At 71.9% G+C, this 15,384-nt stretch carries 16 protein-coding genes and 1 pseudogene; 8 read left to right on the top strand and 9 right to left on the bottom strand.

All coding sequences use genetic code 11. The annotated features are described in order from the left end of the window. The first annotated feature begins 42 nt into the window (after nt 1–42). Nucleotides 43–903: a dihydropteroate synthase gene (gene folP / locus ACZ64A_RS13905; RefSeq protein WP_469810816.1), complete on the top strand. Its 861-nt coding sequence runs from the start codon at nt 43–45 to the stop codon at nt 901–903. A gap of 7 nt (nt 904–910) precedes the next feature. On the opposite strand, the gene ACZ64A_RS13900 is transcribed toward folP, so the two are convergent. The 4 genes from ACZ64A_RS13900 to dapE form a co-directional block, all read right to left on the bottom strand. Next, complete coding sequence (locus ACZ64A_RS13900; protein WP_469810394.1) at nt 911–1,162, bottom strand: type II toxin-antitoxin system RelE family toxin; 252 nt, start codon at nt 1,160–1,162, stop codon at nt 911–913. After that, nucleotides 1,159–1,425: a type II toxin-antitoxin system prevent-host-death family antitoxin gene (locus ACZ64A_RS13895; RefSeq protein WP_469810393.1), complete on the bottom strand. Its 267-nt coding sequence runs from the start codon at nt 1,423–1,425 to the stop codon at nt 1,159–1,161. Before ACZ64A_RS13895 ends, ACZ64A_RS13900 begins: the two co-directional genes overlap by 4 nt. Nucleotides 1,426–1,474: 49 nt before the next feature. After that, complete coding sequence (locus ACZ64A_RS13890) at nt 1,475–2,233, bottom strand: LOG family protein (RefSeq protein ID WP_469810391.1); 759 nt, start codon at nt 2,231–2,233, stop codon at nt 1,475–1,477. Nucleotides 2,234–2,344: 111 nt separating this feature from the next. Next, nucleotides 2,345–3,424 (bottom strand): succinyl-diaminopimelate desuccinylase, encoded by a 1,080-nt coding sequence (dapE, locus tag ACZ64A_RS13885; protein ID WP_469810390.1) that lies wholly within the window; start codon nt 3,422–3,424, stop codon nt 2,345–2,347. Nucleotides 3,425–3,520: 96 nt separating this feature from the next. Here dapE and ACZ64A_RS13880 point away from each other — a divergent pair, with 96 nt between their 5' ends. Together ACZ64A_RS13880 and ACZ64A_RS13875 are read left to right on the top strand one after the other, a co-directional pair. Continuing rightward, nucleotides 3,521–4,519 (top strand): VldE C-terminal domain-containing protein, encoded by a 999-nt coding sequence (locus tag ACZ64A_RS13880; protein WP_469810389.1) that lies wholly within the window; start codon nt 3,521–3,523, stop codon nt 4,517–4,519. Nucleotides 4,520–4,856: 337 nt separating this feature from the next. After that, the gene (locus ACZ64A_RS13875) at nt 4,857–5,297 is read left to right on the top strand and encodes an ATP-binding protein (protein ID WP_469810388.1); all 441 of its coding nucleotides are present in this window, start codon (nt 4,857–4,859) and stop codon (nt 5,295–5,297) included. A gap of 231 nt (nt 5,298–5,528) precedes the next feature. Here ACZ64A_RS13875 and ACZ64A_RS13870 read toward each other — a convergent pair whose 3' ends face one another. Together ACZ64A_RS13870 and fdxA are read right to left on the bottom strand one after the other, a co-directional pair. Further along, complete coding sequence (locus ACZ64A_RS13870) at nt 5,529–6,632, bottom strand: bifunctional succinyldiaminopimelate transaminase/glutamate-prephenate aminotransferase (protein ID WP_469810387.1); 1,104 nt, start codon at nt 6,630–6,632, stop codon at nt 5,529–5,531. A gap of 109 nt (nt 6,633–6,741) precedes the next feature. Further along, a complete protein-coding gene (gene fdxA / locus ACZ64A_RS13865; protein WP_361628689.1) occupies nt 6,742–7,062 on the bottom strand; it encodes a ferredoxin in 321 nt (106 codons plus the stop codon). Nucleotides 7,063–7,202: 140 nt separating this feature from the next. Here fdxA and ACZ64A_RS13860 point away from each other — a divergent pair. The 3 genes and pseudogenes from ACZ64A_RS13860 to ACZ64A_RS13850 all read left to right on the top strand — a co-directional run. Further along, nucleotides 7,203–8,192 (top strand): annotated as a pseudogene (locus ACZ64A_RS13860) (GNAT family N-acetyltransferase); the annotation flags it as partial. 307 nt (nt 8,193–8,499) lie between these two features. After that, nucleotides 8,500–9,366 (top strand): transglutaminase family protein, encoded by an 867-nt coding sequence (locus tag ACZ64A_RS13855; RefSeq protein WP_469810385.1) that lies wholly within the window; start codon nt 8,500–8,502, stop codon nt 9,364–9,366. Nucleotides 9,367–9,664: 298 nt separating this feature from the next. Then, nucleotides 9,665–10,927, top strand: coding sequence for an acyltransferase family protein (locus tag ACZ64A_RS13850; protein ID WP_469810384.1), 1,263 nt, complete (start codon nt 9,665–9,667; stop codon nt 10,925–10,927). 7 nt (nt 10,928–10,934) lie between these two features. On the opposite strand, the gene ACZ64A_RS13845 is transcribed toward ACZ64A_RS13850, so the two are convergent. Together ACZ64A_RS13845 and ACZ64A_RS13840 are read right to left on the bottom strand one after the other, a co-directional pair. Next, nucleotides 10,935–11,138: a DUF397 domain-containing protein gene (locus tag ACZ64A_RS13845; RefSeq protein WP_469810383.1), complete on the bottom strand. Its 204-nt coding sequence runs from the start codon at nt 11,136–11,138 to the stop codon at nt 10,935–10,937. After that, a complete protein-coding gene (locus tag ACZ64A_RS13840) occupies nt 11,135–11,989 on the bottom strand; it encodes a helix-turn-helix domain-containing protein (protein WP_469810382.1) in 855 nt (284 codons plus the stop codon). The genes ACZ64A_RS13845 and ACZ64A_RS13840 overlap by 4 nt, the downstream gene beginning before the upstream one ends. A 368-nt stretch (nt 11,990–12,357) precedes the next feature. Here ACZ64A_RS13840 and ACZ64A_RS13835 point away from each other — a divergent pair, with 368 nt between their 5' ends. Together ACZ64A_RS13835 and ACZ64A_RS13830 are read left to right on the top strand one after the other, a co-directional pair. Continuing rightward, complete coding sequence (locus ACZ64A_RS13835) at nt 12,358–13,215, top strand: helix-turn-helix domain-containing protein (RefSeq protein ID WP_469810381.1); 858 nt, start codon at nt 12,358–12,360, stop codon at nt 13,213–13,215. Nucleotides 13,216–13,267: 52 nt separating this feature from the next. After that, nucleotides 13,268–13,864 (top strand): Uma2 family endonuclease, encoded by a 597-nt coding sequence (locus ACZ64A_RS13830; RefSeq protein ID WP_469810380.1) that lies wholly within the window; start codon nt 13,268–13,270, stop codon nt 13,862–13,864. Here ACZ64A_RS13830 and ACZ64A_RS13825 read toward each other — a convergent pair. Next, entirely contained in the window at nt 13,861–15,363 is a 1,503-nt protein-coding gene (locus tag ACZ64A_RS13825) for an MFS transporter (RefSeq protein ID WP_469810814.1), read from the bottom strand. The genes ACZ64A_RS13830 and ACZ64A_RS13825 overlap by 4 nt on opposite strands. Nucleotides 15,364–15,384 lie beyond the last annotated feature (21 nt).

Here is a 15,384-nt window from a genome sequence, read left to right as displayed (position 1 = left end):
GACCAGGAAGAACCCAGGATGTACGAGGAGAGGTCGCAGCGGATGCTCAGGCTGGGCAGGCGGGAATTCGGCGCGCACGAGCCGGTGATCATGGCGATCGTGAACCGGACGCCGGACTCCTTCTACGACCAGGGGGCGACGTTCCGCGACGAGCCGGCCCTTGCGCGCGTGGAGCAGGCTGTGGCCGAGGGCGCGGCGATCATCGACATCGGCGGGGTGAAGGCCGGGCCGGGCGAGGAGGTCGGCGCCGAGGAGGAGGCACGGCGCACGGTCGGCTTCGTGGCCGAGGTGCGGCGGCGGTTCCCCGACGTGGTCATCAGCGTCGACACCTGGCGCGCGGAGGTCGGTGAGGCCGTCTGCGAGGCGGGCGCCGATCTGCTGAACGACGCGTGGGGCGGCGTCGATCCGGGCCTCGCGGAGGTCGCGGCGCGCTACGGCGCGGGGCTGGTGTGCACGCACGCGGGCGGGGCGGAGCCGAGGACGCGACCCCATCGGGTGGCGTACGACGACGTCATGGCCGACATCCTCGAGGTGACCGTGGGGCTCGCCGAGCGGGCGGCCGCGCTGGGCGTGCCGAGGGAGTCGATCCTGATCGACCCGGGGCACGACTTCGGCAAGAACACCCGGCACAGTCTGGAGGCCACGCGGCGGCTGGACGAGATGGTCGCGACGGGGTGGCCGGTGCTGGTGTCGCTGTCCAACAAGGACTTCGTGGGCGAGACGCTGGACAAGCCGGTGAAGGAACGACTGCTCGGGACGCTGGCGACGACGGCGGTGTCGGCGTGGCTGGGGGCGCAGGTGTACCGGGTGCACGAGGTCGCCGAGACCCGGCAGGTGCTGGACATGGTCGCGACGATCGCGGGCCGACGCCCACCGGCGGTGGCACGACGCGGGCTGGCCTAGGGGTACCTCACTCGCGGGTGCGGCCGATGTGCTCGATGTGCAGCGTTCGAGCCTCCTCGGCGATGCGGTACAGGATGCGCCACGGACCGCGGTGGAGACGGCGGTGGTGCACCCCCCACGCTCGCGACCCCTCCGGCCTCGGGTTCTCCGTGAGTCCGTCGGTCGCCTGAAGAAGGGTGTCCGCGCCCTCGGGATCGGCCTTGAGGAAGCCGGTGGCCTCATTGAGGGCTGCCGGCTCCCACGTGACCTCCCACGTCACGCCGTGCTCCTCCCCGCGGCCTCGAGGAGTGTCCGCCGCGCCTCGGCATGCGGAACGGGTGCCTCTGTGCGGCCGAGCGCCCGGTCGCGCTCCAAGCGAGCCAGCGCGAGGGCGTCCTCCAGATCCTCCAGCTCCGCGGGGGAGATGAGGACGGCCGTGGGAATGCCCCGGTCGGTGAGCGTGATGTGCTCATGCTGGGCGGCCCGCCGGGCGAGCTCGCCTAGCCTGCCCCGCGCCTCGGCAATGGGATAGGTATCCGCCATGAACGTAGTGTACAACTGGATGACACTTGCGCTCAGTGGCTGAGCAGTGTCACCGGCCCGCCTCCTTCGACACCAGGGCCACCGCCTCGTCCACGTCGTCCGTGACGTGGAAGAGCAGCAGGTCCGCCTCGGACGCCTTGCCCTGGGCGACCAGGGTGTTCTTCAGCCAGTCGACCAGGCCGCCCCAGTACTCCGTGCCGAACAGGACGATCGGGAACTGCGTGACCTTCTGGGTCTGGACCAGGGTCAGCGCCTCGAAGAGTTCGTCGAGCGTGCCGAGGCCGCCGGGCAGGACCACGAAGCCCTGCGCGTACTTGACGAACATCATCTTGCGGACGAAGAAGTAGCGGAAGTTGAGCCCGATGTCGACGTACGGGTTCAGCCCCTGCTCGAAGGGCAGCTCGATGCCCAGGCCCACCGAGGTGCCGCCCGCCTCGCAGGCGCCCTTGTTGGCGGCCTCCATGGCGCCGGGGCCGCCGCCCGTGATCACCGCCCAGCCGGCCTGCACCAGCGCGCGTCCCAGCCGTACGCCGGCCTCGTACTCCGGTGAGTCCGCCGGGGTGCGGGCGGAGCCGAAGACGCTGATCGCGGGCGGGAGTTCGGCCAGCGTGCCGAAGCCCTCGATGAACTCCGACTGGATGCGCAGCACCCGCCAGGGGTCGGTGTGCACCCAGTCGGAGGGGGCGCGCTCGTCCAGCAGCCGCTGGTCCGTGGTGCTGGCCTCCACCTTGTCCCGTCGCCGCAGGACCGGTCCGAGTCGCTTCTCGTCCGGCGGGATCTTCTTCCCCTCGGGGTTCCCGGTCGGCATGTGCGCTCCCTCCGTCGTGCGGTTCGTACACCTCAGCGTAGATCTACGCGGGTTACGTCTGAGGGACCTGAATATGTCCGCCGCGCTGCGCCGTAAACACGGCCGAACGGGTCATGACGTCAGCCAGGACCGCAGGCGCTCCTCCCCCGCGAGGATCTTCGCCGTCTCCACGCGCTCGTCCCGCTTGTGCGCGAGGAGCGGGTTGCCGGGGCCGTAGTTGACCGCCGGGACGCCCAGCGCGCTGAAGCGGGCGACGTCCGTCCAGCCGAACTTGGGCTTCGGGGTGCCGCCGACCGCGTCGATGAAGGCCCGCGCGGCCGGGTGGGACAGACCGGGCAGCGCGCCGCCGCTGTGGTCGTCGATCACGAACTCCTCGACCCCGCAGTCCGCGAAGACCTCCCGCACATGGGCGACGGCCTCCTCCTCGCTGCGGTCGGGCGCGTAACGGAAGTTGACCGTCACCACACAGGCATCGGGAATCACATTGCCCGCGACCCCGCCGGAGATCGCCACCGCGTTCAGGCCCTCGTGGTACCGCAGGCCGTCGATGACCGGCCGGCGCGGCTCGTAGGCGGCCAGCCGGGCGAGGATCGGCGCCGCCGCGTGGATGGCGTTGGAACCCATCCAGCTGCGCGCGGAATGCGCGCGCTCACCGCTCGTCTTCAGCAGCACCCGCAGCGTGCCCTGGCAGCCGCCCTCGACCTCGCCGTCGGACGGCTCCAGCAGCACCGCGAAGTCGCCCTCGAGCCACTCGGGACGCGCCTCGGCGACGTGCTTGAGGCCGTTGAGGTCGGCGGCGACCTCCTCGTTGTCGTAGAAGACGAAGGTCAGGTCGCGGTTGGGCGCGGGCACGGTGGCCGCGATGCGCAGTTGTACCGCGACGCCCGCCTTCATGTCGCAGGTGCCGCAGCCCCACAGCACGCCGTCCTCGTCCAGCCGGGAGGGGACGTTGTCGGCGATCGGCACGGTGTCGATGTGGCCGGCGAGGACCACGCGCTCCGCGCGGCCCAGGTCGGTGCGCGCCACCACGTTGTTGCCGAGGCGGTCCACCGTCAGGTGCGGCAGGGCGCGCAGCGCGGCCTCGATCGCGTCCGCCAGCGGCTTCTCCGTGCCGCTCTCGGAGGGGAAGTCGACGAGCTGCGCGGTGAGAGCCGCGGCGTCCAGCGTGAGGTCAAGCGGGGTTTCGGGCATGGCTCCGACCCTATCCCGCGCGTCCGCCCGCCCGTCGTTTCCGCGGTGTGCGAACCCCTGGCGACGCCCACGGTCCCCTCCAGTAACTTGTACGACGTGCCAGAGTCGACCCCCACCTCTCCCAAGCGTCGCAGCCGTCTCCTGCGTCTCGGCGCGGCCGTCGTGGTGCTGTGCGCGGTCGCCGGTTACCTCGTGGTGCAGTACGTCACCGGAGGCGCCGGCGCCCCGGGCTGCAAGGTGGTCTCGGGCAGGGCCGACGGAGCGACGTACACGTTCACGCCGGAGCAGGCGGTGAACGCGGCGACGATCGCGGCCGTCGGCACCAATCGGGACCTGCCCGAACGTGCCGTGACGATCGCGCTCGCGACCGCGCTGCAGGAGTCCGGGCTGCGCAACATCGACCACGGTGACCGCGACTCCCTCGGCCTGTTCCAGCAGCGGCCCTCGCAGGGCTGGGGCACCGAGCGGCAGATCATGGACCCGACGTACGCGGCGGGCGTGTTCTACGAGCACCTGGTCAAGGTCCACGACTACACCGAGCTTCCGCTGACGGTGGCCGCACAGCGCGTGCAGCGCAGCGGCTACCCGGAGGCGTACGCCAAGCACGAGCCGGACGCCGTCCTGCTCGCCGCCGCCCTGACCGGGCAGTCCGCGGCCACGCTGACCTGCACGGGCCGCCCCGGCGCGGACGCCACGGCCGGCCCGGACGCGGTACGGGCGGCGCTCGTGCGGGACTTCGGGCGGGGCGCGTTCCAGGAGACCGGCGCGGAGGTCGGCGCCAAGGGCCGGCCCGCGCCGTCGCCGTCCGTGAGCGCCGAGGCCGACGGGCAGGCGGTGAGCGTGCCGGTGCCCGCCGGGGGCGGCCGGCGCGGGGTCCGCGAACGCGGCTGGCAGCTGGCGCACTGGGCGGTGGCCAACGCCTCCGCGCTGCACATCCGGCGGGTGACGTACGCCGGGCGGCAGTGGAGCGCCGGGAACACCGACAGCACGTGGCGCGCGACCGGCACGGACTCGTCCGCCACGGACCCGGCCGGCCCGGATTCCTCGGACCCGGCCGCGGACACCGGCACGGTCCGGATCGTCACTGCGCAGTAGTGCGGGCATTCACTCGCAGGAGTTACTCGGCGGAGGTTCGGCGGGTGCGGTGCGCAGGTTTTCGCGCCGTCACCCGCGTACACGCCAAATCCCTTGAAAACACAGGGGCGGAAGGATTCGGCGGACTTTCGCACCGGACACTCTTTGCCCGTGTTTATCCGCAGCCGATAATGCGACGCATTGCCAACTCTTTGCGTTGCCGATCCGCAACCTTCGCGGGCTTCGAGCGGTAGTCACTGCGTCCGAGGCCGAACGATCACCGCCAGTCGATCGCTCAACTGACAGGCCCGGACGGACAGTTCAGCGTTACACCGATCTCTCCCGTCGAAGGAGCATCATGTCCCTCCCCCTGACCCGCCGGATCGCCCGTGCCGCGCTGCTCGTCGCTGCAGGAGCGGCCGCCGGGGTCGGTGCGGCCGGCTCCGCCAGCGCGGCCCCCTCCCTGCCCGCCGCCCCCGACCTGGGCGGACTGACGGCCCTGGACGGGGCGAGCGTCGCCAACCAGGCCGACAGCGCGCTGCAGCACTCCTCCGCCGCCGCGGGCGAAACCAGCGGCAAGGCGGTCCAGCAGGCGGTGCCGGCCGCGGGCAAGAGCGGTGGCAGCGCGGTGAAGAAGCTGACGCCGGTCGCGCAGAAGGCGGCCGGTGAGGCGGCCGGTTCCGCGGGCGGCCTCCTCGGCGACACGGCCAAGACCGCGACGCAGGGCGGCCTGCCGACGGACGTGCTCACCAAGGGCGCGCCGTCCCTGCCGGTGGGCGGCCTGCCGCTGGGCGGCTGACGGTTCGCTGCGCCTCGCTGCGCGGCTTGAACGGCTGGTACGGCGGCGGGGCCCGGGGATGTTCCCGGGCCCCGTCGCCTTGTGCTGCCGTAGGGAAGGCCGCGCCCCGGAAAGGGCGCGGGGAACTGCGCGACCGGCCACGACGAGCCCGCGGCCGTACGACGTCGGGCCCCGGCAGCACGGGCGGGCCGCCGCCGCGGGCATCCGTTGCCGGCGGGCCCGGCGTTCACGTCAGGACAGGCGGGCCACCGCCGCGGCGACGCGCTCGTCCGTCGCCGTGAAGGCCACGCGGACGTACTTCTCGCCGGCCGTGCCGTAGAAGTCGCCCGGGGCGACCAGGATGCCGAGGTCGGCGAGGCGGGCGACCGTGTCCCAGCAGGACTCGTCACGGGTGGCCCACAGATAGAGGCTGGCCTCGCTGTGCTCGATGCGGAAGCCGTGCCCGAGCAGGGCGGTGCGCAGGGCCTCGCGGCGGGCGGCGTAGCGCTCGCGCTGGACGCGGACGTGCTCGTCGTCGCCGAGCGCCGCCACCACGGCCGCCTGGGTCGGGGCCGACGTCATCATGCCGCCGTGCTTGCGGATCTCCAGCAGGGGGCCGAGGACGGCCGGGTCGCCGGCGAGGAACGCGGCGCGGTAGCCGGCCAGGTTGGAGCGCTTGGACAGCGAGTGGACGGCGACGAGGCCGTCGTAGGAGCCGCCGTTGACGTCCGGGTGCAGGACGGAGACCGGGTCGGCCTCCCAGCCCAGCTCCAGGTAGCACTCGTCGGAGAAGACCAGCACGCCGTGCTCGCGGGCCCAGGCCACGATCGTCGTCAGCTCGTCCTTGGAGAGGACCTTGCCGGTCGGGTTGGACGGCGAGTTCAGCCAGAGCAGCTTCAGCCCGCTGGGGTCCAGCTCGGTCGGGTCGTCGTAGACCTCGTAGTCGGCGCGGGCCAGGCGGGCGCCCACCTCGTACGTCGGGTAGGCGAGGCGGGGGTAGGCGACCTTGTCGCCGGGGCCGAGGCCCAGCTGGGTCGGCAGCCAGGCGACCAGCTCCTTGGAACCGACGACGGGCAGCACGTGCCGGTGCGTCACCTCACGGGCGCCCAGGCGCCGCTCCACCCAGCCGGTGATCGCGTCGCGCAGCGCCGGCGTGCCCCAGACCGTCGGGTAGCCCGGCGAGTCCGCGGCGTCGATCAGGGCCTTCTGGATCAGCTCGGGCACCGGGTCGACCGGCGTGCCGACGGAGAGGTCGACGATGCCGTCCGGGTGCGCCGCGGCCGTCTTCTTGTAGGGCTCCAGCTTGTCCCAGGGGAAGGTGGGGAGTCGGCCGGAAAGTGCCGAGACTGCGGACACGGATCTTGCTCGCTTTCGTCGGTTCGGCAAACGCCTCGGTCCCGTACGGCGACCACGACGGTGATCGGGCCGTACGGGACCGAGGCGGCGCTTCAGAGGCGGCCGGGTGTCAGCCGTTCTGCGGCGGGAGCGCGGCGATGACCGGGTGGTCCCGCTCGATCAGCCCCAGCTTGCTCGCACCGCCCGGGGAGCCGAGCTCGTCGAAGAACTCGACGTTGGCCTTGTAGTAGTCCTTCCACTCCTCCGGAGTGTCGTCCTCGTAGAAGATCGCCTCGACCGGGCAGACCGGCTCACAGGCACCACAGTCGACGCATTCGTCCGGGTGGATGTACAAGGACCGCTGGCCCTCGTAGATGCAGTCGACCGGGCACTCCTCGATGCACGCCTTGTCCTTGACGTCGACACAAGGCTGCGCGATGACGTAGGTCACGCTGTCGTTCCTCCTCGATAGGGCGCTGGCGGGCCTCCTCAGGCTCCGCCGCCTGGCGCGCGGGAGCGCGGCGTCGTCGATGCCCGCCCCTAGTATCTCCGTTCCTGGGCATGATCCGAACAGGAGGGGTGAACTGACCAGTGGAAATCTCCGCCGACGGGCGCCTCGAGGTCCGTATCACCACTGCTGACGTGGGCAAACGGGTCTCGGTACGCCGCTTGAACGACGCTGGTGTCGCAGCAGAGAAATTCACCGACACGGTGGGTGTTCTCACATCATGGGACAACGGTGTGCTGCTGATCACACGAAGGGACGGGACGTCCGTCCGGATCGCGGAATCCTCGCTGGTCGCCGGGAAGGTGATCCCGGCCGCCCCGGCGCGTCGGCGCGGCCCCGCCGCCTCCTACCGGGAGCTGGCGCACGTCTCCACGCGCGCGTGGCGGCCGCTGGAGAGTGAACGGCTCGGTGAGTGGGAGCTGCGGGCGGCCGCCGGGTTCACGCGGCGGGCCAACTCGGCGCTGCCGCTCGGCGACCCGGGCCTGCCCCTCGACGAGGCCCTGGCGGCCGTACGACGCTGGTACGGCGAACGCGGTCTGCCCGCCTACGTGCAGACGGCGACCGGTGCCGAGGGCACTCAGGAGCTGCTGTGCGCGGAGCTGGACCGGCGCGGCTGGGTGCGTGAGGTGAGCGCCGAGCTGTGGATCGGGGGGCTGGCCCCGGTCGCCGATCTCGCCGAGCCGGCCGGGGTCGTGCTGTCCCGCCGGGCCGACGAGGCCTGGCTGGCCCGCTACCAGCGCAAGGGGGTGAGCGAGGTGGCGCTGGAGGTGCTGCACAGCGGTCCCTCGGTGTGGTTCGCGACCGTCCCCGGGGAGGCGGGTGAGCCGCCGGCCGCGATCGGCCGCTGTGTGGTGGACGGCCGCTGGGCAGGCTTCGCCGCGGTCGAGGTCGACCCGGCGCGCCGGCGGCAGGGGCTCGCGACCGCCGTCATGGCCGCGCTGGCCGGCCGCGCGCTCGGCGAGGGCGCGTCGGCGGCGTGGCTCCAGGTGGAGACGGACAACGCGCCGGCGCGGGGCCTGTACGCCGGGATGGGCTTCACGGCGCACCATACGTACCACCACTACCGCGAGCCGGGCCCCGGGGCCGGGGCGGAGACTGGGGTCGAGTCCGCGTCCGAGCCGGGGACGGGGTCTGCGCCCGCAGCCGGGGTCGGGCGTGGGTCTGAGGCGCCCGGGGCCGGGGCAGGGGCCGGGCTCGGGTCTGAGGCGCCCGGGGCCGGGGCCGGGGCCCGACTTGCGTCTCAGGTGACCGGGGCCGGGGCCCGACTTGGCTCTCCGGAGACCGGGGCCGGGGCCCGACTTGGCTCTCCGGAGACCGGGGCCGGGGCCCGACTTGGCTCTCCGGCGACCGGGGCCGGGGACGGGAAGGCGTGATCCGCTGATGGGCCGCCCGCTGTTCCCTCCCCCCTTCCCTCCGCCGCCCGAGCGTGCCGCCGAGCTGCACCGGCGGTTCGCCGCCGAGGCGCGGGCCGAGCGGCCCGACCTGGCCGCGCTGTGTCTGCTGATCGGCGCGGTGGCGGACGGCTCGCTGGACGAGGCGGGCATGGACGCGGCGCAGATGGAACTGGACGAGCTGGCCGGGCAGCTGCCGTTCCGCCCCGGCGGCCCCGCGGACTGGGCCGCCGCCCTGCACCGCGTGCTCGGCGAGCGCCTCGCCTTCCACGGCACGCCCGGTGACTACCACCACCTGGAGTCGTCGTTGCTGCACGAGGTGCTGCGCCGTCGCCGGGGCCTGCCCATCCTGCTGTCGGTGGTGTGGATGGAGGTCGCACGCCGCGCCGGGGCACCGGTGTACGGCGTGGCCCTGCCGGGTCACTTCGTGGTCGGCTTCGGCCCGGAGGAGGACCAGGTCCTCGCCGACCCCTTCGACCACGGGCGGGTCCTGACGGGCCCGGACGCGGAACTCCTGGTCGTCGGCGCGACGGGCACCACACCGGACCCGTCCCACTTCACCCCCGCCGACCCCCTGGACGTCGTCCTGCGCATCCTGAACAACATCCGCGCATGGGCGGCGGCCCGCCCGGAGCGCTCGGACGTCTCCCTGTGGGCGGTCGACCTCTCCCTCCTCCTCCCCTCCCACCCGGCCCGCCTGCGCCAGGAACGCGCCGAAACCCTCATCCGCCGCGGCCGGTTCAGCGAGGGTGCGGCGGAACTGGAGGCGTACGCGGAGCTGCTGGCAGCGGTCGACGAGAGCGCGGCGGAAAAACTCCGCAGCGAGGCGAGGGTGGCGCGGGCGCTGCTGAACTGACGGGCGTCTTCCGCGGCCACTCGCGTGAAGTTCTGAGACCCACGCACGGGCGCCCCGGACCTCCCGGTCCGGGGCGCTCCTGTGTGCCTGTCGCCTCAGTTCCCTCGTGGAACACGAAGGTCCCCGAGAACGTCGCCCACCAGTACACCGGCCGCCCAGGTTGCCCGATGACCGCCATGGCGTGATCAAGCACACCGTCAGCCCTGTCAGGGAACGGCGGCGGTGAGGAGGCACTCTTCCTCACCGCCGCCGCCTTCGAACGCAGGGCCAGAGCAGGCGGCAGCGTGTAATCGACCGTTTGATCATCACCACATCGGGGACTCTCATGCACCGCGCGTTCGCGCCTCGGTGGTCGCACGGCACTGTCGCGGAGCTCCTGACCGGCCGCAACAACAGCCTCGGCCTGCTGAGGCTGGGGCTTGCCCTCGCGGTCGTCGTCTCGCACGCCCGGGTTCTCGGGTACGGCGGCAAGGAGTACCTGCACTACTTCAGCGGCGGCCAGGCCGACCTCGGCAAGCTCGCCGTCTACGGCTTCTTCGTCCTGTCCGGGATTCTCGTCACCCGCAGCGGGGCGAGGCTGAGCGCCGGCCGGTTCCTCTGGCACCGGGCGCTGCGCATCCTGCCGGGCTTCTGGGTCTGCCTCGCCCTCACCGCGTTCGTGCTGGCGCCGTTTCTGTACTGGCACCTGCACTCCACGCTCCGTGGCATCAACGGCCCCCACGGACCACTGGACTACGTGCGCGCCGACTGGGGGCTGTCGACGGACGAGCAGGACATCTCCCGCATCATGACCGACGCGCGCTCAGCGGGGGGCACCCACGCCATCTCCTTCAACGGCGCGCTGTGGAGCCTGCACTACGAGGTGATGTGCTACGTCGGCGTGGCCGTCCTGGCCGTCACCGGCATCCTCGCCCGTGCACGCCGTGCCGTCCTCGTCGTGACGGCGGTGCTGGGCTGGCTGGTCGTGCGGCACGCGAGCCGGGACCCGCTGTGGGCGGGCCAGTACGCCTCCCACTACCTGCACAGCCTCCGGCTGCCTCTGGTCGGTCAGGTCGACCCGAGCTTCATGATCTACCTCGGCTTCGCCTTCGGTCTCGGCGCGCTCGTCGAGGTCGCCCGGCACCGAATACCCGTCAGCGATCCCCTGGGCATCGCATCCCTGCTGGTGCTGGTCGGCAGCCTGCACTACGGCTACCTCTTCACCGTGGGCATACCGGCCTTCGCCTACCTGCTGGTCTGGCTCGCCGTCCGTCTCCCGGCACCCTTCCGCCGTATCGGCGCCCGCAACGACTACTCCTACGGCATCTACATCTACGGTTTCCCCGTGCAGCAGACGCTCGCCCTGCTCGGCTGGACCCGGTGGGGCATCGGCGCCTACCTCGCCCTCACCCTGGTCTTCACCCTGCTGCTCGCGGCGGCCTCCTGGCACTTCGTGGAGCGCCCCGCCCTGCGGTGGAAGGACCTCGGCAAGGGCCGCCGCGGCAGGCCCGCCTTCTCCCGGCCCGTCCGACGGCATGTGCCGCAGCAGCGCACCGGTGAGGTGACGGTGGGGCAGCGATGACTGCCGCTCAGCCGACCAAGGACACGAACCCGGTCCACGCCTCCGGCGTGAAGGCGAGGCGGGGGCCGGCCGTGTGCTTGGAGTCCCGGATGTGGACCGTGCCGGGGGTGGTGGCCATCTCCACGCAGGAGTCGCCCTCGCTGCTGCTGCTGTAGCTGCTCTTGAACCAGTTCAGCTCGGTCGCGTCACCGGCCGACGTGTCGCGGATCATGTGTCCCCCAGCAGATGCTCGATGAAGGCCGCCGACTCACGCGGGGTGAGCGCCTGGGCCCGGATGATGCCGTACCTCAGTTCAAGGATACGGAGCTTCCTCGGCTCGGACACCGGTCGGCCGTTGGCCACCACCGGCGACCGCCCCACGGCCGTTCCGTCCGCGAACTTCAGGACCTCGATCCCGCCGGCCAGCCCCGCGTGTTCCTCTCGGTCCATCGGCATCACCTGGAGCTCGACGTTGCGCAACTGCGCCGTCGCTGCCAGGTGTTCGAGCTGGCGATGCAGGATCTGCCTGCCGCCCAGCGGGCGGCGCAGCGTCCACTCCTCCAGGACGAAGCTGAGTTCCGGTGCCGGGTCCCGTTCGAAGACCGCCTTGCGCGCCACCCGTGCCGCGATGAAGCGTTCGATCTCGTCCTCGGTGTACGCGGGGCGCCGCATCCGCAGCAGGGCTCGGGCGTACTCCGGTGTCTGGAGCAGACCGTGGACGTTCAGCGGGTCGTACAGCTGGAGTTCGACCGCGCGGGCCTCCATCTGAGCCAGGTCCCGCACCTTCTTCGGGTAGCGGACCCTCTTCACGTCCTCCTTCATCGCCGCGATCAGGCCACCCGCGCCGAGCACCCCGTCCGCCTTGTCCAGGTACTCGGGCCGGGGGATCCGCTCTCCGCGCTCGATCTTGTAGACCATGTCCTCGCCGTAGCCGACGGCTGTCGCGAACTCGCCCGCCTTCATCCCGGCGGCCTCGCGTCGCAGCCGTAACTGCCGTCCCACCGTGGCGATGACGGCCAGGGCCCAGTCGTCGTCCGGGTCCACTTCCCAGCCCGGTTCGTCCACCTCGACGTCCACCGTCATGCCCCACCCTCCCCGTCGGTCACCACACGTGATCGGCTCGTCACTCATCACGGTAGCGAACCCCGGCCACGCTGAGTGACCGGAATCGGGAAGGTCGCACAGCCACCGGCATACGGGAATCCGTGCTCCGGTGCCGGGGGCGGTCTCCCCCAAGGACCACCGGGGGAAAGGACCTCACCAAGCCCCACCCCTCCCGCCCGCGGAACGCATCTCACCCTCGCGGGTGAACATCGCCAACTGGACTGGATTTGCCACCACTTGGCTGCTCTACGCTCGGCGCCGACACAACCGCACACATGCGACGGCCCCCGGCCGGGACTAGCGATCCCGATCGAGGGCCTGACCACCGAGGAAGCAGGACCTTCCCGATGGATACCGAGCACCCTAGCGTGCCCGCGCACGCCCAGTCCCGTGTTGCCGCGAACAAGCACCCACATCGGCGAAACGAAAGCGTCGGCGGTCTGCGGCACGACAACGCCCGCCATACCGCCCGTTTCACCGTGGTCGGCAACCACCTGGCCCAGCACCCGGAGTTGTCGCTGCTGGCCATCGGTCTGTCGGTGCATCTTCAGTCACTGCCGTCGGGTGCGCAGGTCGACATCAAGTCGCTCGCCGCCCGCTTTCCCGAGGGCACGACCCGGATCGCGGGCGCTTTGCGGGAGCTGGAACGGCACGGCTATCTGCGCCGGGAGCGGCAACGCCTCCGCGGCGGCCACATCGTCACGCGCACGGTCTCCTGCAACCAGCCGGGCCGTCGGCACGCCGAAGCACCACCACCCCGCCCCTCCGCGACACCGCCCCGCGCCCGCAGGGCCCTGCCGCCGGTACCGAAGCCCGCGTACGCCTCCCCGGCCCTCCTCCAGGCGGCCACCGATCTGCTTGCCGGTCTGCGGCGCCATGATCCGCGCCTGCTGCTCTCCGTCGGCGACACGGCCCACCTCGCCCCCGGTGTTGCCGCCTGGCTGGAGCGGGACGTCACCCCTGCGGCCGTACGCCATGCCCTGACCGCGGATCTGCCCGCCGAGCCCCTGCGCCGCCCGGCGGCGCTGCTGGCGCACCGCCTGACCGCCCAGCTGCCACCACCGCCGCCGTTCCGGGCCCCGGCCGCCCCGCCACCGCCCGAACGGCACCCCCTCCACACGTGCGACGGCTGCGACCGCGCCTTCCGCGCCCCCGAACCCGGGCGCTGCCGCGACTGCCGAACCGAACGCCAGGGGGCCGCCTAGCATGAAAGCGACGATCCTTGCCCCTGGGCACAGACGACGAGGAGCGAGCGCCATGACCATTGCCCCGGACAACGCGCAGCAGGGCGCTTCCCACCTCTACCGGGTCATGCGGGATTTCGTTCAGTCGGCGGACGACAACCTCCCCGGCAAGTTCGAGATCACCAAGGAAGGAATCGTCCTCGACATGATGTCGCCCATGAAGCCGCACGAGCTCACCGTGCTGCGCGTGCGGAAACGCCTGGAGAAGGTGATGCCGGACGAGATCGTGGCTCACACGGGCGAGCCCGACGTGGAGGACGAACCCGAGGGCATCATGCGCCGCCCGGACGTGATGGTCATCGCCGAGGCGGAGATGGAAGGGGACGGTGCTTTCGATCCCCGATCGCTCGTCGCCGCCGTCGAAATCGTCTCCCGCTCCAACCCGGACAACGACTGGGTCACCAAGATGCGCGACTACCCCTTGATGGGCGTCCCCGTCTACGCGATCTTCGACCCTCGTACCGGCACCGGCACCGTGCTCACCGACATCCACGCCACCCCGGACGGCCCGCGTTACGCCACCCGCAAGGACTTCGTCTACGGCGAGGACGTCACCATCGCCGAGTGGACCGTCTCCACCGCGGGGCTGCCGCTGTACGGGGACGACTAGGGCCGCCGCCTGATCCGTACCCATACGTCCCTCGCCCAGCGGCCGGCCTCGGTGCGGCTCGTGGCCACCACGCGGCGGGCCTGTTCCGGGGTTTCGACCATCGGGCCCGAGCCGCGCAGGGGGCGGCCGGCCGTCTCGTACAGGACCAGGGACGACAGCAGGCCGATGACGCCCGCGCCCATCAGGTAGTACGCCGGGATCATCTTGTCGTCCAGGCCGGTCACCAGGGCGGAGGCGAACAGAGGCGTCGTGCCGCCGAAGAGGGAGACCGAGACGTTGAAGGCGATCGACAGGGCGCCGTAGCGGATGCGGGTCGGGAAGAGGGCGGGGAGCGTCGCGGCCGAGGTGCCGGCGAAGCAGACCAGGAGCAGGCCGAGGATCAGGCAGCCGATCGCCGGGCCGAGGATGCCGCCCTGCCGGATGAGCAGGAACGCCGGGATCGACAACGCGATCAGGGCGATGCTGCCGGCCATGAAGACCGGGCGGCGGCCCCAGCGGTCCGTGGAGCGGCCGACCGTGGTGATGGTGAGGGCGACGACGACCATGGTGCCGAGGACCAGGAGCTGCGCGGTGTTCTCGTCCTGGCCGAGGGTCGCCGTCATGTAGGTCGGGAGGTAGGACGTCACCATGTAGTTGGTGACGTTGTAGAGCAGGACCAGGCCCATGCAGATCAGGACCGCCTGCCAGTGGTGGACGAAGATGTCCTTCAGACGGCCGTGGCCGGACTGGCGGGCCTCCTCCACGGGGTCCTCGCCGTCGGCGGCGCGGTGGGCCGCCCGTTCCTGGTCCGCCAGTTCGGCCTCGCGCTGGAAGGCGGGGGTCTCCTCCAGCTTCAGCCGGACGTACAGGCCGATCACGCCGATGGGGCCGGCGACCAGGAACGGGATGCGCCAGCCGTAGTCCTGCATGCCGCCGCTGCCCAGGGCCGCGGTGAGGCCGGTGACCAGGGCGGAGCCGAGGGCGTAGCCGACGAAGGTGCCGAAGTCGAGCCAGCTGCCGAGGAAGCCGCGCCGGGTGTCGGGCGCGTACTCGGCGATGTAGGTGGTCGCGCCCGCGTACTCGCCTCCCGTGGAGAAGCCCTGGACCAGGCGGCAGAGCAGCAGCAACAGGGGGGCCACGAAGCCGACGGCCGCGTACGACGGGAGGAAGCCGACCGCGAACGTGCTGATCGCCATCATCACCATGGTGGCCGCGAGCACGCGCTGGCGGCCGATGCGGTCGCCGAGCGGGCCGAAGACGATGCCGCCGAGCGGGCGGACCACGAAGGCGGCGGCGAAGGTGGCGAAGGTCGACACCACCTGGGCGCCGGGTGAGCTGGAGGGGAAGAAGACCTTGCCCAGGACGGGGGCGACGTAGGCGTACACGCCGAAGTCGAACCACTCCATCATGTTGCCCATCGCGGCCGCCGAGACCGCGCGGCGCACGGCCGGGCGGTCGGTGACGGTGACGTCGGAGGGGGTCAGCACCTGCTTGCGCCGGCGCAGCAGGGTCCGCAGCATGCGGTCCGTGGCCGGGTGGCC

It is taken from the genome of Streptomyces sp. NPDC104814 (genome assembly GCF_055583185.1).
This window is presented reverse-complemented; position numbering and strand designations above follow the sequence as displayed.

Bases quoted from the DNA above. Each gene is read 5' to 3' on its own strand.
- ACZ64A_RS13890 (WP_469810391.1), bottom strand. From the start codon at position 2,233: ATGCCGACCGGGAACCCCGAGGGGAAGAAGATCCCGCCGGACGAGAAG.
- folP (WP_469810816.1), top strand. From the start codon at position 43: ATGCTCAGGCTGGGCAGGCGGGAATTCGGCGCGCACGAGCCGGTGATC.
- ACZ64A_RS13845 (WP_469810383.1), bottom strand. From the start codon at position 11,138: ATGATCCGCGACACGTCGGCCGGTGACGCGACCGAGCTGAACTGGTTC.
- ACZ64A_RS13855 (WP_469810385.1), top strand. From the start codon at position 8,500: ATGGGCCGCCCGCTGTTCCCTCCCCCCTTCCCTCCGCCGCCCGAGCGT.
- ACZ64A_RS13835 (WP_469810381.1), top strand. From the start codon at position 12,358: ATGGATACCGAGCACCCTAGCGTGCCCGCGCACGCCCAGTCCCGTGTT.
- ACZ64A_RS13825 (WP_469810814.1), bottom strand. From the start codon at position 15,363: ATGCTGCGGACCCTGCTGCGCCGGCGCAAGCAGGTGCTGACCCCCTCC.
- ACZ64A_RS13830 (WP_469810380.1), top strand. From the start codon at position 13,268: ATGACCATTGCCCCGGACAACGCGCAGCAGGGCGCTTCCCACCTCTAC.
- ACZ64A_RS13840 (WP_469810382.1), bottom strand. From the start codon at position 11,989: ATGACGGTGGACGTCGAGGTGGACGAACCGGGCTGGGAAGTGGACCCG.
- dapE (WP_469810390.1), bottom strand. From the start codon at position 3,424: ATGCCCGAAACCCCGCTTGACCTCACGCTGGACGCCGCGGCTCTCACC.
- ACZ64A_RS13875 (WP_469810388.1), top strand. From the start codon at position 4,857: ATGTCCCTCCCCCTGACCCGCCGGATCGCCCGTGCCGCGCTGCTCGTC.
- ACZ64A_RS13895 (WP_469810393.1), bottom strand. From the start codon at position 1,425: ATGGCGGATACCTATCCCATTGCCGAGGCGCGGGGCAGGCTAGGCGAG.